Origin of the sequence: Rhodococcus sp. ABRD24 (assembly GCF_004328705.1) — a bacterium.
Lineage (GTDB): Bacteria > Actinomycetota > Actinomycetes > Mycobacteriales > Mycobacteriaceae > Prescottella.
Genome location: NZ_CP035319.1, coordinates 3843869 through 3866481 on the forward strand (window position 1 = coordinate 3843869; position 22613 = coordinate 3866481).

At 67.6% G+C, this 22613-nt stretch carries 17 protein-coding genes and 1 tRNA gene; 9 read left to right on the forward strand and 9 right to left on the reverse strand.

The annotated features are described in order from the left end of the window. The first annotated feature begins 2 nt into the window (after nucleotides 1–2). The gene (locus ERC79_RS17095; RefSeq protein WP_242676612.1) at nucleotides 3–620 is read left to right on the forward strand and encodes a glycoside hydrolase family 5 protein; all 618 of its coding nucleotides are present in this window, start codon (nucleotides 3–5) and stop codon (nucleotides 618–620) included. 62 nt (nucleotides 621–682) lie between these two features. Here the strand turns inward: ERC79_RS17095 and ERC79_RS17100 are convergent, their stop codons facing one another. After that, complete coding sequence (locus ERC79_RS17100) at nucleotides 683–1315, reverse strand: TetR/AcrR family transcriptional regulator (RefSeq protein WP_131579625.1); 633 nt, start codon at nucleotides 1313–1315, stop codon at nucleotides 683–685. 120 nt (nucleotides 1316–1435) lie between these two features. Between ERC79_RS17100 and ERC79_RS17105 the strand changes: the two genes are divergently transcribed. Both ERC79_RS17105 and ERC79_RS17110 read left to right on the forward strand, forming a co-directional pair. After that, nucleotides 1436–2581: an acyl-CoA dehydrogenase family protein gene (locus ERC79_RS17105; RefSeq protein ID WP_131579626.1), complete on the forward strand. Its 1146-nt coding sequence runs from the start codon at nucleotides 1436–1438 to the stop codon at nucleotides 2579–2581. 95 nt (nucleotides 2582–2676) lie between these two features. Continuing rightward, nucleotides 2677–4914, forward strand: a complete 2238-nt coding sequence (locus ERC79_RS17110) for an ATP-dependent DNA ligase (protein ID WP_131579627.1) — start codon at nucleotides 2677–2679, stop codon at nucleotides 4912–4914. 134 nt (nucleotides 4915–5048) lie between these two features. Here the strand turns inward: ERC79_RS17110 and ERC79_RS17115 are convergent. After that, a tRNA-Arg gene (locus tag ERC79_RS17115) sits at nucleotides 5049–5121 on the reverse strand. 335 nt (nucleotides 5122–5456) lie between these two features. On the opposite strand from ERC79_RS17115, the gene ERC79_RS17120 reads away from it, so the two are divergent. Then, complete coding sequence (locus tag ERC79_RS17120; RefSeq protein ID WP_131579628.1) at nucleotides 5457–6302, forward strand: M23 family metallopeptidase; 846 nt, start codon at nucleotides 5457–5459, stop codon at nucleotides 6300–6302. A 176-nt stretch (nucleotides 6303–6478) separates the two neighbouring features. Here ERC79_RS17120 and ERC79_RS17125 read toward each other — a convergent pair whose 3' ends face one another. The 4 genes from ERC79_RS17125 to ERC79_RS17140 all read right to left on the reverse strand — a co-directional run bounded on the left by ERC79_RS17125 (nucleotide 6479) and on the right by ERC79_RS17140 (nucleotide 10080). Continuing rightward, a complete protein-coding gene (locus ERC79_RS17125) occupies nucleotides 6479–7279 on the reverse strand; it encodes a family 1 encapsulin nanocompartment shell protein (protein WP_131579629.1) in 801 nt (266 codons plus the stop codon). Next, the gene (locus ERC79_RS17130) at nucleotides 7276–8298 is read right to left on the reverse strand and encodes a Dyp-type peroxidase (RefSeq protein WP_131579630.1); all 1023 of its coding nucleotides are present in this window, start codon (nucleotides 8296–8298) and stop codon (nucleotides 7276–7278) included. The genes ERC79_RS17125 and ERC79_RS17130 overlap by 4 nt, the downstream gene beginning before the upstream one ends. 87 nt (nucleotides 8299–8385) lie before the next feature. Then, nucleotides 8386–9609: a globin domain-containing protein gene (locus ERC79_RS17135; protein ID WP_131579631.1), complete on the reverse strand. Its 1224-nt coding sequence runs from the start codon at nucleotides 9607–9609 to the stop codon at nucleotides 8386–8388. Between the two features lie 24 nt (nucleotides 9610–9633). After that, complete coding sequence (locus tag ERC79_RS17140) at nucleotides 9634–10080, reverse strand: Rrf2 family transcriptional regulator (protein WP_131579632.1); 447 nt, start codon at nucleotides 10078–10080, stop codon at nucleotides 9634–9636. Nucleotides 10081–10332: 252 nt separating this feature from the next. Here ERC79_RS17140 and ERC79_RS17145 point away from each other — a divergent pair, with 252 nt between their 5' ends. The 3 genes from ERC79_RS17145 (at nucleotide 10333) to ERC79_RS17155 (ending at nucleotide 13443) form a co-directional block, all read left to right on the forward strand. Beyond that, nucleotides 10333–11259 (forward strand): universal stress protein, encoded by a 927-nt coding sequence (locus ERC79_RS17145; RefSeq protein WP_131581257.1) that lies wholly within the window; start codon nucleotides 10333–10335, stop codon nucleotides 11257–11259. Nucleotides 11260–11313: 54 nt separating this feature from the next. Next, complete coding sequence (locus tag ERC79_RS17150) at nucleotides 11314–12354, forward strand: LLM class F420-dependent oxidoreductase (protein WP_131579633.1); 1041 nt, start codon at nucleotides 11314–11316, stop codon at nucleotides 12352–12354. 186 nt (nucleotides 12355–12540) lie between these two features. Next, nucleotides 12541–13443 (forward strand): universal stress protein, encoded by a 903-nt coding sequence (locus tag ERC79_RS17155; RefSeq protein WP_131579634.1) that lies wholly within the window; start codon nucleotides 12541–12543, stop codon nucleotides 13441–13443. Between the two features lie 63 nt (nucleotides 13444–13506). Here the strand turns inward: ERC79_RS17155 and ERC79_RS17160 are convergent, their stop codons facing one another. Continuing rightward, on the reverse strand, nucleotides 13507–15075 hold the full coding sequence (locus tag ERC79_RS17160) for an FUSC family protein (RefSeq protein ID WP_131579635.1): 1569 nt from the start codon (nucleotides 15073–15075) through the stop codon (nucleotides 13507–13509). 288 nt (nucleotides 15076–15363) lie between these two features. On the opposite strand from ERC79_RS17160, the gene ERC79_RS17165 reads away from it, so the two are divergent. Further along, nucleotides 15364–16596: a hypothetical protein gene (locus tag ERC79_RS17165; protein ID WP_131579636.1), complete on the forward strand. Its 1233-nt coding sequence runs from the start codon at nucleotides 15364–15366 to the stop codon at nucleotides 16594–16596. Next, a complete protein-coding gene (locus ERC79_RS17170; protein ID WP_131579637.1) occupies nucleotides 16593–19454 on the forward strand; it encodes an FtsW/RodA/SpoVE family cell cycle protein in 2862 nt (953 codons plus the stop codon). Before ERC79_RS17165 ends, ERC79_RS17170 begins: the two co-directional genes overlap by 4 nt. 31 nt (nucleotides 19455–19485) lie before the next feature. Here ERC79_RS17170 and ERC79_RS17175 read toward each other — a convergent pair whose 3' ends face one another. Both ERC79_RS17175 and htpG read right to left on the reverse strand, forming a co-directional pair. Further along, nucleotides 19486–20475 carry a rod shape-determining protein gene (locus tag ERC79_RS17175; RefSeq protein ID WP_131579638.1) on the reverse strand — a complete coding sequence of 330 codons (990 nt, stop codon included), beginning with the start codon at nucleotides 20473–20475 and terminating at the stop codon, nucleotides 19486–19488. Between the two features lie 163 nt (nucleotides 20476–20638). After that, complete coding sequence (htpG, locus tag ERC79_RS17180) at nucleotides 20639–22600, reverse strand: molecular chaperone HtpG (RefSeq protein ID WP_131579639.1); 1962 nt, start codon at nucleotides 22598–22600, stop codon at nucleotides 20639–20641. Between the last annotated feature and the right edge of the window lie 13 nt (nucleotides 22601–22613).

Here is a 22613-nt window from a genome sequence, read left to right on the forward strand (position 1 = left end):
GCGTGCCCACCGATGCTCGAGCCCAGTGCCATCTGGTCTGCCTTCGGCTTCGACGCCCTGCCCCGCGCAGCTACCTCGACGATCCGCTCGTGGTCTTCTCGCCGCACCTCTACAGCCAGTCGATCACCGTCAGTAGCGAATTCCCCTCTCTCGAGGACGGATTCCGCATCGCGGACCAGGCAGCGTTGTACGACGCACCGCTGTGGACGGGCGAGTGGGGCTGGTTCGGCGAGCCCGATGAGCAGGCCGACGACGTCGACCGGTTCGTCGACGCGATGAACGCGCATCGCATGGGTGGCGCGTGGTGGTCGTGGACGCAGGCGTGTGGAGATCCGCACGCCGTGCGGGACGGGAACACCTACTGGCCGCAGGGCAATCTCAACCGCATCGACTGCCCGTCCGGTGAGTCTCTGGGGCAGGTGGAGGGCTTCGCGACCCCACTGTCCGGGCCTATCCGCGGGCGATCCCCGGGCACCCAGGGCGAGGTCAGGGCGCGAGGATTCACCGGCGCCGGGACGGGACGCGTCGAGGCGTGGTACCCGGGAGCGGAACGGCCGCAGTTGGACACCGTGAACCTGTCGGCGGTCGAACTCACCCGGGTCGACGGGGCTGGCGCCTGACGGCGCGTGCCGACGGCGCGTGCCGACGGCGCGTACGCCGCGAACCTGGACTGAGCGATCGCTTAGAAGCGGGGTGCGGGAGTAGGCTCGATTGCCCCGACCATTCGTTGCGCGAGCGCCGCGAGGGCCGCGCCGACGGCGTCCGGGCTGTGCAGTTCGCGCGACGGGTACCAGCGCGCAGTGTCGATGCACAGCGACAGGACCGCCAGGGTCGTGGTGTCGATGTTGTCGACCGCGAACTCGCCGTCGCGGGTGCCGTCCTCGATGATCGAGCGGACCGTGGTGACGATGTCATGACGCAACTGCACCACCTGGGCGTGACTGTCGGGGTCCAGATGGGACAGCTCGTACTGCACCACCCGGGCCGTCGTGGTGTTCTCGGCATGCCAATGCGCGAAGGCGTACACCGCTGCACGCAGGCGCTTCGTCGGTGAGCTGGGCGTCTGAACGCTGTCGGTCAGCGCCGCCAGTGCGGTGACGTGGCCTTCGAGGCTCAACCGGGCGAGGATGTCCTGCTTGGATCGGAAGTGGATGTACATCGCCGCGGGGCTCATGCCGGCGCCGGCGGCGATCTCCCGGGTACTGGTTCCGTGGTAGCCCTTGTCCGCGAAGGCGTCGCGGGCGGCGTCGAGCAATCGCTGCTCCGCATCCCCGATGGGACGACTGCTCTTAGGGGACCGTGTTCGTGATGACATTTCTTCCGGCCTCCGCTGCCTCAGCCGACCCGGTGTCGGCGCTCTCGCATTGACTTTCGCACACTCTCATCACAAACTAAGCGAGCGCTTAGAATTTTGGTCGATCTGGAAGGGTGCGAAGTGAAGAGGTCCGTTTTCACTGCCGATCATGAGCAGTTCCGTTCGTCTGTTCACGATTTCCTGTCGCGGGATGTGGTGCCGAACGTCGAGTCCTACATCGAGGACAAGCTGATCGCGCGTGAGGTGTGGCGCGAGGCAGGTAAGCAGGGCATTCTCGGCCTGGAGATTCCGGAGTCGTACGGCGGCGGCGAGGCCGGCGACTACCGCTTCAACGCGGTCGCCACCGAGGAGCTCGCGGCCGTCAACATGGCGCTGGCGTCGAGTTTCGGTATCCACTTCGACATCGTCACGCCGTACGTCGTCGACCTCGCGTCCGAGGAGCAGAAGCAGCAGTGGCTGCCGCGGATGGCAACTGGTGAGGTGGTGGCGGCGATCGGGATGACCGAGCCGTCCGCGGGATCGGATCTCGCCAATCTGAAGACGTCGGCCGTCCGGGATGGCTCGGACTGGATCCTCAACGGTTCCAAGACCTTCATTACCAACGGCTACACCGCGGACGTCGTGGTCGTGGCGGCGCGCACTGATCCGACCCAGCGCTCCAAGGGCATCAGCCTGTTCCTGGTCGACGCCTCGTTGCCGGGCTTCGAGCGGGGGCGCAAGCTGGACAAGGTGGGCCAGCCCGAGGCCGACACCGCGGAGTTGTTCTTCGACAGTGTCCGGCTTCCCGCGGACGCCCTGCTCGGCGAGGCGGGCGGCGGCTTCGTGGCGATGATGGAACGGCTGCCTCAGGAACGCATCGGCGCCGCGGTGACCAACGTCGCGCACGCCAAGCAGATTCTCTTCGAGACGATCGAATATGCGAAGGAGCGCAAGGCCTTCGGCAACTCGATCGGGTCGTTCCAGCACAACAAGTTCCTGTTGGCCGAACTGGTCACGAAGATCGAGGTTGCGCAGGCGTACATCGATGCCGCGGTCGCCGAACACGCTGCAGACGGGCTGAGTGCGGTCGATGCGGCCAAGGCCAAGTGGTGGTCTGCGCAGGTCCAGAACGACGTCCTCGACCACTGTGTCCAATTGCACGGTGGTTACGGTTACATGCGCGAGTACCGCGTCGCGCGGGCGTGGATGGATGCCCGCGTCACCAAGATCTGGGCGGGAACCAATGAAATCATGAAGGAGATCATCGGGCGCGATCTCGCGCTGTGATTTCCCGGATTCCCAGGACTTCTCGGATCTCCAGAATCTGACACGGGGCACCTCTCGCGGAGCACAATGTTCGTACACCGACGGGAGGTGCCCGGATGTCCACGCGCACGATCGACGGACGCCGGGTGTCCGTGAGCCGTCTCGACAAGGTGCTGTATCCGGCCACGGGCACTACCAAGGGTGACGTGATCGACTACTACACCCAGATCGCGCCCGCGATGCTGCCGCATGTCATCGACCGGCCGGCGACTCGCAAGCGCTGGCCCAACGGGGTGGACGAGCCGTCGTTCTTCGAGAAGAACCTGGCGGCGTCGGCGCCGAACTGGCTCACCTGGCAGGCCGTCCATCACAAGGATCGGACGGTGCGGTATCCGATCTTCGACTCGGCGGCGGCGCTGGCCTGGGTCGGGCAGCAGGCTGCGCTGGAATTGCATGTCCCGCAATGGCGATTCGTCGATGGTGAACCAGGGCCGGCGACCCGGCTGGTTTTCGACCTCGATCCGGGGGACGGGGTAGGCCTGCCGGAATGCGCACAGGTGGCCTTCGCGGTCCGGGATCTGGTCGCGAGTCTCGGATGGTCGGCATTTCCAGTCACAAGCGGTAGCAAGGGGATTCACGTCTACATACCGTTGGATCGGGCCCTCGCACCAGGTGGGACATCGACGGTGGCGAAGAAGGTCGCGACTAGTTTGGAACAGCTGAACCCGGATCTCGTCACTGCCACCATGGCGAAGTCGGTACGCGGCAGCAGGGTCTTCGTGGACTGGAGCCAGAACAACGCAGCCAAGACCACCATCGCCCCCTACTCGATGCGCGGGCGCCGCGAACCCACGGTGGCGGCGCCGCGTCGCTGGGCGGAGCTCGAGGATTCGCAGCTGCGGCAGCTGCACTTCGACGAAGTGCTCGCGCGATTCCGGCATGACGGCGATCTGCTGGCCGAGTTGGACCCGCCGCTCGACACCCTCACCGAGTACCGTCGCAAACGCGATCCCGCGCGGACTCCCGAACCGATGCCGCAGACGAAAGAAGAAGGTGGCGCGGGAAACTCCTTCGTCATTCAGGAACACCACGCACGCCGGCTGCACTACGACTTTCGACTCGAGCACGATGGTGTGATGGTGTCGTGGGCGGTGCCGCGGGGCGTTCCGACATCGACGAGCGAGAACCGGCTCGCGGTGCACACTGAGGATCATCCGCTCGAGTATGCGAGCTTTTCCGGATCGATTCCCAAGGGCGAGTACGGCGGCGGCACCGTGAGTATCTGGGACGCTGGGACCTACGAGCCGGTCAAATGGCGCGACGACGAGGTGGTCGTCCGGTTGTTCGGCAGTCGCGTGCAGGGGCAGTACGCGCTGATTCGCACGGACGGCGACCAATGGCTGATGCACTTGATGAAGGAAGGTACACACGGCGCGGAGCTGCCGCGCGGGCTCTCGCCCATGCTCGCGACCACCGGCACTCTGGATGGGCTGGACCCGGATGAATGGGCATTCGAAGGTAAGTGGGACGGCATCCGGCTGATCGTCGAGTTCGATGGTGACGCGGTACTACTGCGCGGACGGGCCGGAAACGATGTCACCGACCGCTATCCGGCCCTGGGGTCACTGAAGTCGTCACTGAATGGGCACCGGGTGGTCCTCGACGGTGAGGTGGTGAGCCTGGACCGGCAGGGCCGGACGAGCTTTCCGGCGCTGCAGGCCGGCGGTGTCCCGCAGTTCTGGGCGTTCGACGTGCTCTATCTGGATGGGGTGTCGTTGCTGCGTAAGCGGTACGACGATCGGCGCCGGATACTCGAGGCGCTCGCAGCGGCGGTCGACGGGCTGGTGGTGCCGCCGCGACTGCCGGACTCCCCGGACGAGGCGCGTGATCGCAGCCGGGAGCGCGGACTGGAGGGCGTGGTGGCCAAGCGCCGAGACTCCGTCTACCTGCCTGGTAAACGGGGCTCGTCCTGGATCAAGACCAAGAACTGGCTTTCGCAGGAAGTGGTGGTCGGCGGCTGGCGGCGCGGCAGGGGCGGGCGCGGCGGGGCGATAGGCGCGCTGCTGCTGGGGATTCCGGAGCACGGCCGTCTGCAGTACATCGGGAAGGTGGGCACCGGGTTCAGTGAGCGTGAACTCGAGCGGCTCGGGTCGATGCTCGCCCCGCTCGAGGCCACTGGCAGCCCGTTCTCCGGTGACGTGCCCGGCGCCGACGTCCGCGACACCGTGTGGGTGACCCCGACGATCGTCGGGGAGGTGCGGTTCCGGGAATGGACCGGCGCCGGCCGGCTGCGGCACCCGAGCTGGCGGGGTGTTCGGGAGGACAAGACGCCGGGGGAGGTGCGGCGGGAGTAGCCCGCCGTCCGCGTGCTCATAGCCGCCGCTCCGGTTCTGGCGGTGCCGCTGTGCCGATTGGGGGCGCGGCGCGACGAAAAGCGGAGCGGCAGGGGTGAGGGGGCGCCCCGCCCGGAACGGGGAGGGGGTGTGAGTGCCCTCGGCAGGATTCGAACCTGCGACCTACCCTTTAGGAGAGGGTTGCTCTATCCCCTGAGCTACGAAGGCGGGGGCGGGCCCGAGCAGGTGATCCAACCCTGTTCGCGCTGTTCCGCACTAGGGAGTGTAGCGGGCTTCGACCTCCTCCGATCACTCGGTCGCCTCGTCGCGCGACGGGCGCCCGCGAACATGCAAGGGGCTGTCCGGGCGGCCGAGGCGACCGGGATTCGCGGTCCTGTCCGGCCCGGCGAAGGCGGTGTCGACCCAGGCACCCGACGCCACGCCAGATAAAGATCAGGTAACGCTGGCGGGGAGCTATATGAATTTGTTACCTTGGCTCGGCAGCAAATTTGAGTGCACTCCGGAAGTGCGCGGCCGCTAGACGATTGACGAGGTAATTGACTGTGGGACGTCACCGCCGGAGCGAATCCGACGCTGTTCTCGAGTTCGATCCGACTGTCCCGCGAGGTCGCCACCGCTGCGAGAGCGCAGGTCCGGGTGTCGGACTCAAGGCCGCGACCGTGGCCGCCGCGACCGGTGCGATCCTCACCGCTGGCGCGCAGCTCGGTGCTGGGAGTGCTGCGGCCGACACCGTCGATGTGCCGGCCCAGTTCCAGGTTCCCGAGGGTCTGCTGCCCGCGGGCCTCGCGCTGCCCGCCCTTCCCGAGATCCAGCTTCCCGCTCTGCCCCCGTTGCCGGTCGCGCCGACCGCCCAGCAGGTCATCGACTCGGTCAGGGCTTTCGACATCCCGGCCGGTATGCCGCAGGCCGAGGCCGTGGTGCGCGACCTCACCGCCGCAGCGGAGGCCAACTTCGGGTCGTTGAACCAGGTCAAGCCGCGTGCGGTGAAGCCGGTTTCCGGTCAGCTCACCTCCGACTTCGGCCCTCGTTGGGGAAGTCATCATGGCGGCCTCGACATCGCAGCCCCGATCGGCACTCCGGTGTACGCCGCGGCCGACGGCGTCGTTGTCGATGCCGGTCCGGCGTCCGGGTTCGGCCTGTGGGTGCGGGTCAAGCACGACGACGGCACCACCACCGTCTACGGCCACATCAACGACTATCGGGTGTCGACCGGTCAGCGGGTGTCCGCCGGCCAGCAGATCGCGACCGTTGGGAACCGCGGCCAGTCCACCGGCCCGCACCTGCACTTCGAGGTGTGGAACGCGGGCGGAGCCAAGGTCGACCCCTCGGCGTGGCTCGAGGAGCGCGGCGTGTCGGTGACGTGGCGCGGCGCCTCGGCCACCATGTGAACCCAGCCCGAGCATGAGGAAAGTCCCTGTCCAGCGCCAGCGCCCGGACAGGGACTTTCTTCGTAGATATAGCCAGGTGGCTCGGATCGGGGGGCGGATGGCCGAGCCGCAGCGCTCAGATTTGGTTAAGCTAGCCTTCGCTATCTTGAGTCGTCGAGCAACGGCTCCGCGCCGGTTCAGTGTGCCGACAGTGCGACCGACGCCTCTCCGGTGTAGTTGAGGAAGGTCAGCGACTCCTGGAAGTAGAGCTCGACGGTATTCGCGTCGTGCGACAGATAGCCGATCGACAGGTCCTGGCCGATCTGGAGGTCGAAATCGCCGCCCCGGGTGGTCAGGACGATTGCTCCGTCGATCGCCGGTGCCCAGATGATGTCGCCGTCGATGAGCCGCCTGATGTGCTCCCGGATCGGGTAGCCGTGATCGGACGTCTCGCTGACCTGCGTGTAAGCCTCGGCACTCAGTAGCACCGAGTACGGGCCGTCGACGCCGGCCAGGCGCAGCTCGGACAGGGCCTGGCTGATGGCCTCCGGCACGTCACGAACATCCTCGGGCAGATGCAGCGGTGGGTTCGACGAACTCGCGCGGATCCCCTCGATGCCGGCAGCGGCGTACCCCTCGAAGATCGCCCGGTCCTCGGCGAACGCGATCTTCTTCGCGGCGTCCTTCACGGCGTCCCAGTCGGAGTCCTGGGCGCCGCGCTCGACGTTGTCGATCTCCTCACGCGACAGCGTGAACGGCACGCGTAGCTCCACCAGCGGCGCGACGCGACGCTGACGGGCCTGCACTCCGGAGCCCGGCGCTTCGATGGGCGTGGTGCGACCGAGCCCGACGGCGGAGAAGTTGGTGCCGTGCGGCCCGGAGACGTCGACGACGGTGCGCCCCGCGATGTGTCGCTTGAAGGTTCGGGTCGCCTCCTCCTCGATCGACGCCCAAGCAGCGTCGGTGATCGGGGCTAGACCGCGATAGAGATTGTTCATCGTGTGGAACTCCTTCTCAAACTGCCAATTCCGAGTGATCCGTCAGTAGCGGGCGACAGGCTCAGGCCTTCGTCGTCGGCCGGCCGGAGACCCGGCGCCGGGGGGAGATCGTCGAGAAAATCGACGGTAGGGGAGAAGAACAGGCCGCCGGTGACGGCGGTCGAGAAGTCGAGGATGCGGTCGGTGTTGCCCTCGGGTTTGCCGATGAACATGTTCCGGAGCATCTCCTCGGTCACCGAGGGGGTGGCCGAGTAGCCGATGAAGTAGGTGCCGAACTCGGCATCACCGAGTTTGCCGAAGGGCATGTTCACCCGCAGGATCTGCAGCTCGTCGCCGTTCTCGTCGGTGATCGTGTTCAGGGCGACATGGGAGTTCGACGGTTTGGTGGCCTCGTCGAGTTCGATGTCGTCGAGCTTGGTGCGGCCGATCACGCGTTCCTGCTCCTCGGTGGAGATCGCGTTCCACGAGTCCATGTCGTGCAGATACTTCTGCACGATCACGTAGCTGCCGCCGGTGAAGTCCGGATCCTCGTCGCCGACGAGCGCAGCTTCCGCTGCCTCGGCGTCCTCGGGATTCTCGGTGCCATCGACGAACCCGAGCAGGTCGCGCTGCTCGAAAAACCGGAACCCGTGCGTCTCGTCGACGACGGTCGCGGCGCCGCGCAGCCGTCCGACGACCTTCGACGCCAGCTCGAAGCACAGGTCCATCGACACCGCGCGGATGTGCAGGAGCAGGTCGCCCGGCGTCGCGGGCGCGCGGTGGCGGCCGCCGTCGAGTTCGACGAACTCGTGGAGCTCGGCGGGGCGAGGACCGGAGAACAGACGGTCCCATGCGGACGAGCCGATAGAGGCGACACATACGAGACCTGAGTCGGGGACCCGGAATCCGACGGCTTTGCGCAGGCCGTCGAGATCCGAGAGCACGTCACGGGTGATGGACTCACCGCCCTCGTCGATGGTGAGCACGAGAAAGATCGCCGCGGGTGTCAGCGGAGTCAGGATCAACTGGGGTCGGGCCACACCTCACCGTAGAACACTCCCGTCAGCGTTGCCCGGGAACGGGCTGGGCGCGCAGGCGGACCCGTCCGCCTGCGCCCCCGGGGTCCCCTACGCGGACGCGCCGGCCCAGCTGTCGGGGCCGAACACCTCGTAGTGGATGTTCTCCGTCGGTACGTTCCGGGCGATCAGCGACTCGCGCATCGAGAGCATGAACGGCAGCGGGCCGCACAGGAACGCGCGGGTCCCCGGCTCGATGCTCACGTCGGTGAGGTCGGCTCGGCCGAGGCGGGTGCCGGCGAACGGCTCTCGCGCACCGAGGTCCTCGTACCAACGGTGCATGACCGCCAGGGGGATTCGGTCGACGAGTTCGGCGAGCTCCGCGCGATGAGCATGCTGCGCGGCCGATCGGTCCGCGTGCAGCACCGCGACGCTGCGCCGGTCTTCGGTGTTCGCGAGGTGTTCGAGCATGCCGATCATCGGGGTGCAGCCGATGCCAGCCGAGATCAGCAGCAGTGGTGCGTCGTCCCCGGGTAGCACCAGGTCGCCGAACGGCAGCGACACGCTCAGCTCGTCACCTTCGAAAACGTTGTTGTACAGAAAGTTCGACACCTCGCCGACCGGCGTTACGGAGCCGTCGACTCGCATGTTTGCGCCGATCCGCTTGACCGTGATGCGCCACTCGTTGTCGGTGGGATCGCAGGCCAGGCTGTACTGCCGGATCTGCCGCGCGCCGTCGGGGAGCTGCACAGCAACGGAGATGTACTGTCCCGGTGTGAAGGTCGGCAAGGGTGCGCTGTCGAGTGAGGCGAGCGTGAACGAGACCGTATCCTCCGACTGTTGCGTCCGTCCGGTCACCCGGACCCGGCGCCAGACATCGCCGGCCTCGACGCCGGCATTCTCGTACAACCCGGCCTCCATCGCGATGAGAGTGTTCGCCATCAGCCAGTACACCTCGTCCCATGCCGATGCCACCTCGGGGGTGACGGCCTCGCCGAGGACCTCGACGATCGCTTCGAACAGGTGCTTGTGCACGATCCAGTACTGGTCCGCGGTGATCCCGAGCGACGCGTGCTTGTGTGCGATGCGCGACAGGATGGTCTGCACCCGCTCCGGATCCGGGTCGAGCTGCAGGGTGGCGAACGCCGCGATCGCACTCGCGAGGGCCTTCTGCTGCTCACCCTGACGCTGGTTGCCACGGTTGAACAGGTCCCGCTCGAGTTCCGGGTGGGCGTCGAACATCCTGCGGTAGAACAGCGTCGTGATGTCACCGATCGCGGCGCCCACGGCGGGCAGAGTGGCGCGGATGGTTTCCTTCGAGGCTTCAGAGAGCATCGGATTCTCCTTGTCGGTCGGGTTCTACGGTTCGGTCACTGCCGGCACGGAGGGTGTCGGTAGTGCGGTTGTGGGGGACGTGAGGTCTTGGACGGTGACCGTGTCAAGTGCGGTGTAAAAGGCTTCCTGCGCCTCGCGCAGCTTCGAGCGCAGTCGGCAGCCGTGACGCAGCGGGCACGGTTTGTCGCCCTCGCATGTGACAACCTCGCCGTCGCCCTCGAGCTGACGCGTCAGCCAGCCCACCGACGCGGTCCTGCCCAGTTCGGTGATCGCCAGGCCGCCGCCACGGCCGCGACGGGTGGTCACCATGCCCAGTTCACTCAGTCGCGCAACCACTTTGGTTGCATGCGTGTACGAGACGGCAAGCTGATCCGCGATCGATCGGGTGCTGGGGGCGCTGTCCCCGGGCATCCCGGCCGTCAGTTGCGTGACGATCCGCAGGCCCAGATCGGTGAACTGCGTCAGTTGCATGCCTCGACCGTAGAAATTGGAATACAAAATTCCAATTAAATGTGAGCCGCGTCGCACGTCGTTTCCCAAGGTCATGACCTTCGGCGCCGGGCGATGGGGACCTTGGTCCCGAACCGCTCGGGACTCACGCATCCCCGCGCAAATCGGTTCGAGTGACTAACGTCGGGAGCGGCACCATGATCGGCTCGATCCGAAGCAGGAACGAGCACTGATGCCGCACCGATTCGTCTCAACGGAATGAGGGTGAGCGCAATGACCGCGCAGGGCACTGAGCAGGGCACGAGGGAACCGTCGATCGCACGCGACGGGAATTCGGTGGTGGTCGGGGTCGACGGATCACCCGCCGCGGAAGCGGCGGTGAGGTGGGCCGCCTCGATGTGCGCGGCCCGCGGCCTGTCGCTGCGGATCATCCACGCCCTGGACTTCTCGCCCTACACCTACGGCGCGCCGTACCTGGACGTCGCCGGCATCTACGGCTGGATGGAGGACGAAGGTAAGGAGACCCTGGCGCGCGCGGCCGCAGCGGCGCGCGAGGTCTCTGCCGACATCGACGTCTCCACCGAGATCTCGACAATGGGCGGAGCTCGCTGGCTCGTGTCGCTGTCCGAGGACTCGCGGGCCCTGGTCCTCGGCGCCTCCGGCAGCGGTTCCGCCAGTGGGATCGGATCGACCGCCGTCAACGCCGCGAGCCATGGGGTGTGCCCGGTCGTCGTGGTACACGAGCGTGACGGCAAGGTCCCGGACGAGGGGCCGGTCGTGGTGGGCGTCGACGGCAGCCCCACGAGTGAGCGAGCCATCGCGGTGGCGTTCGAAGAGGCCGCGCAGCGCGGGGCTCCGCTCGTCGCGATCCATGCCTGGAGCGATACCCCACATGGCACGCTGGCCGGCGGTCGCGGCGCGATCAGGGATCCCCGCGCGTTCGAGGATGCCGAGCACGAGGTGCTCGCCGAGCGGTTGGCCGGCTGGCAGGAGCAGTACCCGGACGTCACCGTGCAGCGCGAGCTCTACATCGACGGTCCGCGCACGCATCTGCTGGCGTGGTCGCAGAAGGCACAGCTGGTGGTGGTCGGAAGCCGCGGGCGTGGTGGCTTCCGTGGTCTGCTGCTCGGGTCGACGAGCAACGAACTGGTGCAGAAGGCGCAGTGCCCGGTGATGGTGGTCCGGCCTGCACGGTCGTAGAGTTCGTGACGTCGTAACGTCCGTCACAGGTACTACGAGATTGGGGTCGCCGAAGTGCGCATCGGTATGGGGTTGAACTACAGCGGGGGGTTCGCAGAGACCGTCGAGGAGGTCGGCGACCTCGAGCGGGCGGGCCTCGACATCGTGTTCGTGCCCGAGGCGTACTCGTTCGACGCGGTCAGTCAGCTGGGTTACCTCGCGGCCAAGACGTCGACGATCGAACTGGCGTCGGGCATCTTCCAGATCTATACGCGCACGCCGAGCCTCACCGCGATGACGGCAGCGGGTCTGGACTATGTCTCGGACGGCCGGTTCGTCATGGGCATCGGCGCGTCGGGCCCGCAGGTGATAGAGGGCTTCCACGGCGTGAAGTACGACGCGCCGCTGGGCCGTACCCGCGAGCTGGTGGACATCTGCCGTCAGGTGTGGCGCCGGGAGAAGGTCAACTATCAGGGCAAGTACTACCAGATCCCGCTGCCCGCAGATCAGGGCACGGGCCTGGGTAAGCCGCTGAAGCTGATCAACCACCCGGTGCGCGAACGAATTCCGGTCGTCATCGCGTCACTCGGCCCCAAGAACGTGGCGCTGACGGCCGAGATCGCGGAGGGCTGGGAACCGATCTTCTTCCACCCGGAGAAGGCGGAGGCGGTGTGGGGCGAGTCCCTGGCTGCCGGCAAGGCCAAGCGCGATCCGAGCCTGGGCGAGCTGCAGATCTACGCCGGTCCGGCGCTGGCGATCGGTGACGACGTAGAGCCAATGCTGCAGTGGATCAAGCCGCATCTGGCGTTGTACATCGGCGGTATGGGCGCCAAGGGGAAGAACTTCTACAACGACCTCGCCTGCCGCTACGGATACGAGGAGGAGGCCGAGAAGATTCAGGATCTGTACTTGGCCGGCAAGAAGGAGGAAGCGACGGCCGCGGTACCCGACGAGCTCGTACGCGCTGTTTCCCTGATCGGCACCGAGAGCTTCGTCAAGGAACGCATCGCGGCGTTCGCGGCAGCGGGCGTGACGACCCTCAACGTGACACCGTTGGCGGCCGATCGTGCCGGACGAGTGAAGCTGATCGAGCAACTGCGCGCGATTGTCGACTGAGTTGGCGCCCGCCCTGTCGCGAGGCCCCGGAGTTCGCCCTGCGGATTCCGGGGCCTCGGGCGTGCACATGATCCCCGACGTGCCCGGCATCACGGCCGACTCGGGGCCGAAGACCCACACGAGGGCCCGCCGAAACCGGGACAATGGTTCTCGACTGGTCCGTCAGGTGAAGGAGAAGCTGAATCCATGAGCGCAACCGAATCGATCGTCGTCGCGGTAGACGGCTCCGAAGCGGCATCGAACGCGGTGGTGTGGGCGGCGCGTTCCGCTGCTGCCCATCGGCGGCACCTGCACATCGTCACTGCCGTGCACATCCCCGCCTTCTACTACTCCGAGCCCTATCTCGCCCGCAGCTTCCAGGACGAACTGCACGACACGGCCCGGTCTCGACTGGACAGTGCCGAAGTGCTGGCCAAGCAGTCGGTGGAGGATCTGGCGTCGATCGAGATCACCACCGAGCAGATCGACGGTCGTCCGGCCCCCACGCTGATCGAGCTGTCGAAGCAGGCATGGATGGTGGTCCTCGGCTCGCACGGACACGGCGAGATCACCGGCCTGGTGGTCGGATCGGTGACAGCCGCGGTCGCTGCGCACGCCCAGTGCCCGGTTGCGGTGATCCGCGGCCGCACCCTCGACGGGCGCCCGCCGACGGAAGGTCCGATCGTTGTCGGCGTCGACGGTTCCGAATCCTGCAAGCCCGCTGTGGAGGCTGCGTTCACGGAGGCCGCAATGCGCGATGCGACCCTGATCGCGGTAAACGTGTGGAGCGATGTGAGCGTGCAGCCGTCACTGGGCGCGACTCCCGATGACCCGCATTGGAGCCGGATCCAGACCGGCGAGGAAGTGGTTCTGGCGGAGCGTCTCGCGGGATGGCAGGAGCGCTACCCGGACGTCACCGTCGAGCGTGTCGTCGCGCGGGACCGGCCGGTGCGCGTGCTCAGCGAGTACGCCGAGCAGGCCCAGCTCATCGTTGTCGGCACGCGTGGCCGAGGCGGCTTCCGAGGCATGCTGCTGGGCTCCACCAGCCGCGCGATGCTGCACACCGCCGACTGCCCGGTGCTGATCGTGCCTTCCGGGACCGCCGACTAGCCAAGACGCGAGCGGCCGTGGATCGTCGGGGTTCTCCCGGCGATCCACGGCCGCTCTCTCGTCTCAGGAGAGCGCCAGTACCTGGCAGCCGGCCTCGTTGAGCCGGTGGTGCCGGGTCCACCGAGTCTGCGTCCACACCGGATCGGTGTGAGCGGCCGCCAGCGCCGCGGCGGTCGCGGTGTGCATGTCGAACTCGAGTTCCCGGCGCAGGCCGCGCACCTCGTGCCGATCGCGCGAGAGGCCGATCCGTTCGATCGTCGTCGCCACCCGGTCGTCCGCGTCGTCGAGGATCCTCCGGTAGGCGCCGGGCCGCACGATCCACAGCACGACCACCGCGACGACCACTCCGATCACCGTCTCGATCAGACGGTCACGCGTGACACCCGTGAGGTCGTTCGGCGAACCCAGCCCGGCGAGCAGGAGCGCCAGCGTCGTGATGAAAACCATCGCCAGTCCGTAGTTGCGGACGAGGTACGCCTGCAGTCCGGCCATCGCTGCGGCCACCACCAGGACCAGTGCGGCGCCGGACGGGTCGAACGGGGTCAATCCGGCGAGCAGCACCAGGCCCAGTACGGTTCCTGCGAAGCGGTGCACCGCCCGATACGTTCCGAGGATCCGGTCCGGACCCTGATGCAGGATCATCGCCGCGGTGATGACCGCCCAATCCGGCCGGGCCACACCGAGTCCCATCGCGACGGCACCCGCCACCGTGCACGCCGTGACCAGCCGCACGACGATGAGGACAGAGCGGCCGTGCGGCGACAGTGCCCGCTGCAGTCGGAACAGGACGGTGGGACGGGGCAGCGGAATCCTCTGACGGAGATCCTCGCTGTCGGCGTCGAGTAGCGTCTCCGTTCCATGCAGCAGCGTCACGCAGCGGCGCTGTGTGTCCAGCAATTCTCGGATCAGCGAGTGGTCCCGGGCCGTGAGCCCCCCGTCGTGGAGGCAGTGCCACGCCGCGTGGACCGCTTTCACAGCCCCGTGCCGCAGGCCCGCCGAGCCCCGGTCGCGATCGAATGCGGCGACGGCGGCGACCGCGCCCGCCACGGCGGCGCGTTCGGGTGTGTGCGGACGGAACGGCCATCCTGACATCGCCACCGGCACCGCGGTGATCGCGCCGACAGCAGTCCAGCTGACCACCTCACGCACCGAGACACCGACAGCCGGCAACGCCGATGCGATCTCCACGGTGAGGAGGGGAAGGAAGGCACCGGGCGCACCGAGTCGCAGCGCGTCGACGACGAACGCGCCCGCCGCCACGACCGCGGTCATCGAGAGCGCCAGCGCCATCGGCCACAGCGGTGATCCGCCCGCGACGGCCTCGTCATGCACTCTCGCCCCGACGACGGCCCCGATGGACGCCGCCGCCACCATCGCGCAGCCCGCGACCGAGACGGCGCGCCATCTCACCCGATACGGACGGCCCTCGCCGTACACCACCGCGAACGCGCCGAGAGCTGCGATCGCAGCCAGTAGATCATGACCGAGAGCGACACCGACCAGACCCGGCAGGGCCACGGCGACGGCGGCCCGTGTCGTCCCCGGCCAGCGACGGCCGTCCCTCGGCACGCGTACCAGCGCGGGCCACGCGCGGGCCGGCGTGGGAATCGGGGGAGGAACTTCGATCGACACGGCTACTTACGTTACGAAACGATGCGGGCTGCGATCGAATCAGACAGAACGGCGCCCTCGGTCGGCGACCGCGGGTTCCGATGATCGGAGGCCGGTCGGATTGTGTGCGCCGGCGCGAGCGCGAGCTTCTCGCCTTCGCGATTCCTCCCCTCGGTGGACCGGATCGGAGTTAAATAGATTCGAACAGGCGCAATGGATTTCGACACGAGCAAGCACAGCCCAGTCCACCGCCCGCCCGCTCCGGTTCTGTTGCCGCCCGCGGGAGGCAGATCGTTTCGGGGATGCGCGATGAACGAAGCAGCCTTGGGAGTCCACGCGAACGGAAGCGAGCCCGAAACGGCCCGACCGCAAACACCCGAACCAGTCGAGGACGACTCGGGTGGCGGCACTGTCGGAGTCGGACTCCCGACGCTGCTCGCGGTCGCGCGGCTGACGTCGGCACAGGCCGCGCAACTGGTCGCGGACCTGATCGGCCAGGTCGAACTGGCAAGCGTGCGACGTGGCCGACCGGTGACGGTGCGGGACGACTCCGTCATGGTGTCCGACGGCGGACGGCTCACGATCGACGGCGGCTCCCACATCGAGACGGATGACGCGACCGCGGTCCTGATCCGCAGTATCGCGACGAACTGCCGAGGTTCTGGGTTCGGTGATCTTCTGAACGAATCGGTTTCGGGCACAAAGGATCCGGATGGACTGATTCGTCGGGTTCGTCGGGTGATCGATCCCGAGCTCGACCTCGTCGACGAGTCCCGGCGGAGGCGCCAGATCGGCGAACTCGTCAGGGCGACGATGGTCCGGCCCGATCTGGACGGCGCGGCAGTGGAGGATCGGGAAGATCGGACTGCCATGCCGAGCGGTCCGTCCGTGCCTGCCGGGTCGCTGGTGCCGAGCGCCGGTTGGTACCCGCCGGTCCGAAGCCCCTGGCACAGCCGTCGACGTCGGCCGTCCCGGCGTCAGGGTGTCTACGCAGTGCTCGCGATCGTCGTTCTTGCCGGGTCCGTCATGGCGGCTCCTCGCGCGTGGGAACAACTGAGCCGCGGCTGGGACGCCATTCTCGATCCAGTGGACACGTCCTCCGCGCAGAACCGGATCGAGCCGGTGTCGCCGCCGCCGCCCGAACCGGCGGAACCGGCGGCGGCGGGCGGTACCACGCCCGCGCCGGTCGATACCGGAGCTCCGGCAGCTGCGGGTCAGATCGCTGGTGTCACAGCGAGTTTCGCCGACGGGTCGTGCAGCCCCGGCAGGCCGTGCGCGGTACGGGTGGACGTCCGTCTGGATCCGTCAGCGGTCGGTGCGATCACCTGGAAGCTGAACGTCTACGACCGGTGCACCGGTGAGGTGCACGGGGGCGGTGACGTCACCATGCCCGCCGAGCCGGGGCGGAACGGCGTGTACGGACTGAGCCGGACCACGCTGCCCGACGGCTCCGCTCTGGCCATCGCCGCGGTCACGAGCGCCCCGGCGGTCGTCGCGTCGGAGCCGCTGTACGTGCCCGCCGAGCAGGCGGCCTGCCGATGAGTGGGGACGGCGGCCGGGTGCGGGGACACGATCGGGAATCCGACCCCTGGATCGTTGCGGCGGCGGTCGTCCTCGCTGTCCTCGGCCTGCTCAACCTGGTCTCGATCGGGCTCACGTCGCAGGCGATCCGCCATGCGTTCTTCACCGTGATCGGACTCGGGTTGATGTGGGTCGTCTCGCGCATGCGGGTGAACAACCTGGCCCGCTTCGGAGTGGCGACTCTCGGGGTCTCGGTCGTGATGCTGGCAGCGGTGCCGCTCGTCGGGGTCGCGGTCAAGGGCGCCCAGCGGTGGCTGGACTTCGGCCTGTTCACCGTCCAGCCGTCCGAGATTGCCAAGCTCGGTCTGGTCATGGTGTCGGCAACGATTCTGGCCGGCGGCTATACGTTCGGCCGGTTGGCGGCGGCGTTGGCGATCGCGGGTGCCGTCGTGGCACTCGTCGCTCTGCAGCCAGACCTGTCGAGTGCCGTGGTGCTCGTCGCGATTGCGCTGTTGATGCTGATCCTGGCCAGGGTGCCGATGGCGCCGCTGATGCCGGTGTTCGCGCTGGGGATCGCCGCGCTGCCCATTGCCGTGCTCTTCCTCCGCCCGTACCAGCTCGAACGGATCCAGACTTTCGTGTCGAGTGACGCCGATCCGAGCGGATCGGGCTGGGCATCGATGCAGGCCGATATCGCAATCGGCAGTGGTGGTCTGTGGGGCCTGGCGCGAGACCCCATCTACGATCTGAGGGCCGCTTACCTTCCCGAAGCGGAGCACGACCTCGCTTTCGCGAGCGTCGTATACGGGTGGGGGCTGTTCGCCGGTATTGCCGTCATCGCGGCCAGCCTGGTGATCACCTGGCGTGCCGCGCTCGCCGCACGACGGGCCCGGACCCGGGAAGCCGCGCTCGTGGCCGCGGGCGTCGGCGGGCTGTTCGGTATCCATGCGGTGCTGTCCATCGGTGCGAGCCTGTCGGTGCTGCCCCAGACCGGAATGCCGCTACCGATGTTCAGCTACGGCGGCACCGTCGCGGTCGTCGGATTCGTCGCGATCGGGCTCGTGCTCGCCGTGCGCCGCGACGGTGTCGGTCGGCCGCTCTGGGCTCAGCCGTCCACGCGCCGTCGCCGGCCGCGGGGCGTCACCGCGGGTTCTCTCGCGGTCACCGCACTCCTCGTGGCGATGTCAATCTTCGCCTGGCAGTTGCAGAGCGACCGCGGTCCGGAGTTGCGCGCGCTGAGCGATACCCAGATGACCCGCTGCATCCGACTGCCCGCCGAGCGGGGCGAGATCCTCGACCGGAACGGTGTGCCGTTGGCGACCAACGTGCCCGAGTACTCCATCTCGGTGGTCAGCCGAATGTTCGACGAGGACGATTCCGGGGATCGCACCATGCTCGCCGCGCTGCTGGGCGAGCCCGACGCCGAGCTGACGAAGGCCCTGGCGGGCCGCGGCGAAGGGGAGATGCAGGCCGTCGTCGGCCAGGTTCCCCCCGATCAGGCGCGTCGGATCATCGATGCGAAGCTCCCCGGTGTGCTCGTCGTCCCCTCAGGCCGGCGACACTATCCGTCCGGAGCCGCGCTCGCTTCCGTCCTCGGCTACGTCGGTGTCGGCGATCCGCAGGACATGGAACGCTGGCCGCAACTCGCACTCGGGTCTCGGGTCGGCCGAGCTGGTCTCGAGAAGCAGTACGACGCACTGCTCCGCGGCACCGACGGCAGACAGTGCGTCTATGTCGATCCCGCCGGGAATCTGGTCGGACCGGCCGAGCGCGTGGATCCGGTACCGGGCCACAACCTACGACTGCACCTCGACATCGGCTTGCAGACCCTGGCGACGGACGCACTGGCCCAGGCGGTCCGCAGCAGCGGAGGTGACCTGGGTGCTGCTGTGGTGATGGACGCGCGCACCGGTGGGGTGCTCGCACTCGCCAGCGTCCCCGGGTACGACAACAACGTCTACGGTCCGCCCGTCGACGCCGTCGCGCTGGCCGCACAGACCGAGGGGACCGGACCCGGCCGGATGCTCAACCACGCCTACCAGACCGCCGCGCCGCCCGGCTCGACCTTCAAGATCGTCGTGGCGTCGGCGAACCAGGAGGATCAGGTCCTGGACCCGGAGCGAGTGATCGAGACCGGCGCCGCCTACAGCTACGGCGGGCACACGTTCGCGAACTGGCAACCGATGGGGCCCAACAAGCTGCTGGGCGCGATCCAGTGGTCGGACAACGTGTACTTCTACAAGCTCGGCGAGCTCCTCGGTCCCGAGCGGATGGCGAGGACCGCCTCCGAACTCGGCGTGGGCAGCCGATCGGGCATCGATCTTCCCGGCGAGTCCGCGGGGTTCCTCGGCACTCCGGAAACGGTCGCGGACATCGGTGGCACCTGGTACCCGGGTTCGACCCTGTTGATGGGTATCGGTCAGGGCACCGTGACGGCGACCCCGGTTCAGGTGGCGCGGTGGACGTCCGGCATCGCCACCGGGTCGATCGTCACCCCGCAGCTCGCCGCCGCCGACGCGACCGGAGACGGGGCGCCCATTCCGACGGGGGAGCCGCAGCGGCTTCCGTTCGCCGACAAGCTCGGTCCCGTCCGCGCCGGGATGCGGGCGTCGGCCACGGCCGGTACTGCCGGACAGCTCGCCACGCTGCCGGTGACGGCCGGCGCCAAGACCGGCACGGCGGAGGACCCGTCGGCGCCGGGTGGCCTCAACGCCTGGTTCTCTGCGGTGGTGCCCTTCGAGTCTCCCGAAATCGTTGTCACGGCCCTGGTGCGCGGCGGTGGCTTCGGATCGGCGACGTCCGGGCCGGTCGTCAAGGCGATACTCGAGCGCTACCTGGCGGAGCGACCGGGGCCGGCGGCACCGGCACCGGGTCGGTGACCGGATGTTCTTCGGGCTCGGAGCTGGGTGATCAGCCGCTGTAGGCGGCAACGACCTCCGGGTGATCGAGACAGGCCGTGGCGCCCTCGGCGACGCATGTCAGCGGATGGTCGGCGGTCTTCACCGGGAGCCCGAAGGATTCTTCGAACAGGTGAGACAGCCCGCGGAGCATCGCGCTGCCCCCGATCACCAGGACGCCCTCGGACATCACGTCACTGATCGCCTGCGGGGGAAGGTCTTCCAGGCACGCGGCCAAGGTCTGCACGATGCCGGTCGTGGTCGGCCGCAGCGCTTCCACGATCTCCTCGACATCGAGTGAGATCAGCCGTGCACGGCCAGTGACGGCGTCGAGCCCCTCCACCACGAGGGATTGTTCCCCGGCGGTCTCGGGTGCGCCGATCTTGGCGCGCTCCGCGGTCAGCTCGCCGACGATGATCTGGTGCTCCTCACGCAGGTGGTGGTGCAGCGCCTCGGTCAGTTCCTCCCCGGCCAGTTGGCAACTGCGGTGCGAGATCACGCCACCGAAACAGATGGCGGTGACTTCCGAGGTGCCGCCACCGACGCTCACGATGAGGTGGGCGCGAGGTTCGAGTGGGTTGACGCCGCACCCGAGTGCTCCCGCCACCGGTCCGGGGATCAGTCCGACCTTGCGCAGGCCGGCCTCGTGCCCGACCTCGAGCAGTGCCCGGCGCTCGAGCGGGGTGGCCCCGGCCGGAGCCGAGATGACCGCCGTCGGCCGCCGACCGTACCGCCGGTGCGGGGCGACCTGCTCGAGGACTGCTGTGACGAAAGCTCGGGCCGACTCCAGATCCACGATCACGCCGTCGCGCATCGGGCGAACCTGCGTGATTCCTGCGGGCGTTCGGCCGACGAGGTTGCGCGCGTCCTGGCCGATCGCGAGGGCACGGTGCGGATCTTTGTTCCGAACCAGCATGAAAGACGGTTCGTTCAGGACGATTCCGTCGTCCAAGGTCCCGACGACAGTGTTCGTAGTTCCGAGATCGATGCCAAGTCCACGCACGTCGGCCTCCCGAAGGGAATCGAACGAGATGGGTTAGATGCTACGCACCCAGGGGAGGTTCATGGCCAGTTTCGGGGGCAGTGCTCGATGCGGCCGTCCCCGCGCACGACAGCGCCCGCGGGAGGGGACTCCCGCGGGCGCTGCGTCGAACCTGTGAGCGTGCCTAGATGGTCCGGGCCAGGCGATTCGCGAGCATTTTTGCGAAGTGTGCCGGATCTTCCAGCTCGCCGCCCTCTGCGAGAAGTGCGGTGCCGTAGAGCAATTCGGCGGTCTCGGCGAGGCTCGGGTCGTCGCCGCGCTCGGCGTGCGCGGCGCGCAGACCTTCGACCAGTGGGTGCGTCGGGTTGAGCTCGAGGATCCGCTTGAAGTGCGGGACCTCCTGGCCCGAGGCGCGGTACATGCGCTCGAGCGACGGTGTCATTCCGAACTCGTCGCCGACGATGCAGGCGGGGGAGTCGGTCAGGCGGGTTGACAGTCGCACCTGCTTGACCTGATCCTCGAGCGCCGAGGTGAGCCAGGCGAGGACGTCGGCGAACTGCTTGTCCTGTTCCTCCCGCTTGGCCTCGGCGTCCTTCTTCTCCTCCTCGGTGTCGAGGTCCACCTCACCCTTCGCAATCGACTGGAGCGGCTTGCCGTCGAACTCCGGTACCGACGTCACCCACATCTCGTCGACCGGATCGGTCAGCAGCAGCACCTCGAGTCCTCTCGCGCGGAACGCCTCCATGTGCGGGGACGCCTCGAGCTGCTGGCGGGACTCGCCGGTGAGGTAGTAGATCTGCTCCTGGCCGTCCTTCATCCGTTCGACGTACTGCGCGAGCGTGGTCTGCTCGTCCTCGCTGTGTGTCGACGCGAACGAGGAGATCTCGAGCAGGGTGTCGCGGTTGTCGAAGTCCGAGAGCAGACCCTCCTTGAGGACCCGACCGAACTGCGACCATACGGTCCGGTACTTCTCCCGGGTGGCCTCGTCCTCGGACGAGAGCATGTCCTTGATGGTGGTGAGGACCTTCTTGGTGAGGCGACGGCGGATCGCACGGATCTGCCGGTCCTGCTGCAGAATCTCGCGAGAGACGTTGAGCGACAGGTCCTGCGCGTCCACGACACCCTTGACGAAGCGCAGGTACTCGGGCATGAGTTCCTCGCAGTCGTCCATGATGAACACCCGCTTGACGTACAGGTGGATGCCGGCGCGGTGCTCCCGCGAGAACAGGTCGAACGGCGCGTGTGAAGGGATGAACAGCAGCGCCTGGTACTCGAAGGTGCCCTCGGCCTTCATCGGGATGACCTCGAGCGGGTCGTCCCACGAGTGGCTGACGTGCTTGTAGAACTCGTTGTACTCGTCGTCGGAGACCTCGCTGCGCGGGCGGGCCCACAGCGCCTTCATCGAGTTGAGCGTTTCGGTCTCGACGACCGTCTTCGGCGCGTCGTCGGCGTCGTCGTCACTCTTCGGTGCCGGACGCTCGACCTGCATCCGGACCGGGTAGGCGATGAAATCCGAGTAGCGCTTGACGATCTCGCGGAGCTTGCGCTCGGACGCGTAGTCGTACAGGTGGTCCTCGACGTCCTCGGGCTTGAGGTGCAGCGTCACCGACGTGCCCTGGGGGGCGTCGTCGACGGTCTCGATCGTGTACGTGGCGTCGCCGCTGGATTCCCACCGTGTCGCGTGCTTCTCGCCGGCCTTGCGGGTGAGCAGCGTGACCTTGTCGGCGACCATGAACGTCGAATAGAAGCCGATGCCGAACTGGCCGATCAATTCTTCCTGTGCGGAAGCTGCGGCCGCGCCTTCTCTGGCCTCGCGCAGCTTGCGGCGCAGCTCGGCCGTCCCCGACTTCGCAAGCGTGCCGATCAGGTCGATCACCTCGTCGCGGGACATGCCGATGCCGTTGTCCTGCACAGTCAGCGTGCGCGCCTCCTTGTCGACCGCGAGGTCGATGTGCAGATCGGACGTATCGGCCTCGAGGTCCTTGTCGCGGAACGCTTCGAGCTTCAACTTGTCCAGTGCGTCCGAGGCGTTGGAGACGAGCTCCCGGAGGAAGGTGTCCTTGTTGGAGTACACCGAGTGGATCATCAGATCCAGAATCTGTCGAGTCTCCGTCTGGAACTCGCGCTGTTCGGTATTCGTGGTCATTCCTGGTTCCCTT

Bases quoted from the DNA above. Each gene is read 5' to 3' on its own strand.
- ERC79_RS17100 (WP_131579625.1), bottom strand. From the start codon at position 1,315: ATGTCATCACGAACACGGTCCCCTAAGAGCAGTCGTCCCATCGGGGAT.
- ERC79_RS17110 (WP_131579627.1), top strand. From the start codon at position 2,677: ATGTCCACGCGCACGATCGACGGACGCCGGGTGTCCGTGAGCCGTCTC.
- ERC79_RS17125 (WP_131579629.1), bottom strand. From the start codon at position 7,279: ATGAACAATCTCTATCGCGGTCTAGCCCCGATCACCGACGCTGCTTGG.
- ERC79_RS17135 (WP_131579631.1), bottom strand. From the start codon at position 9,609: ATGCTCTCTGAAGCCTCGAAGGAAACCATCCGCGCCACTCTGCCCGCC.
- ERC79_RS17140 (WP_131579632.1), bottom strand. From the start codon at position 10,080: ATGCAACTGACGCAGTTCACCGATCTGGGCCTGCGGATCGTCACGCAA.
- ERC79_RS17145 (WP_131581257.1), top strand. From the start codon at position 10,333: ATGACCGCGCAGGGCACTGAGCAGGGCACGAGGGAACCGTCGATCGCA.
- ERC79_RS17155 (WP_131579634.1), top strand. From the start codon at position 12,541: ATGAGCGCAACCGAATCGATCGTCGTCGCGGTAGACGGCTCCGAAGCG.
- ERC79_RS17165 (WP_131579636.1), top strand. From the start codon at position 15,364: ATGAACGAAGCAGCCTTGGGAGTCCACGCGAACGGAAGCGAGCCCGAA.
- ERC79_RS17170 (WP_131579637.1), top strand. From the start codon at position 16,593: ATGAGTGGGGACGGCGGCCGGGTGCGGGGACACGATCGGGAATCCGAC.
- htpG (WP_131579639.1), bottom strand. From the start codon at position 22,600: ATGACCACGAATACCGAACAGCGCGAGTTCCAGACGGAGACTCGACAG.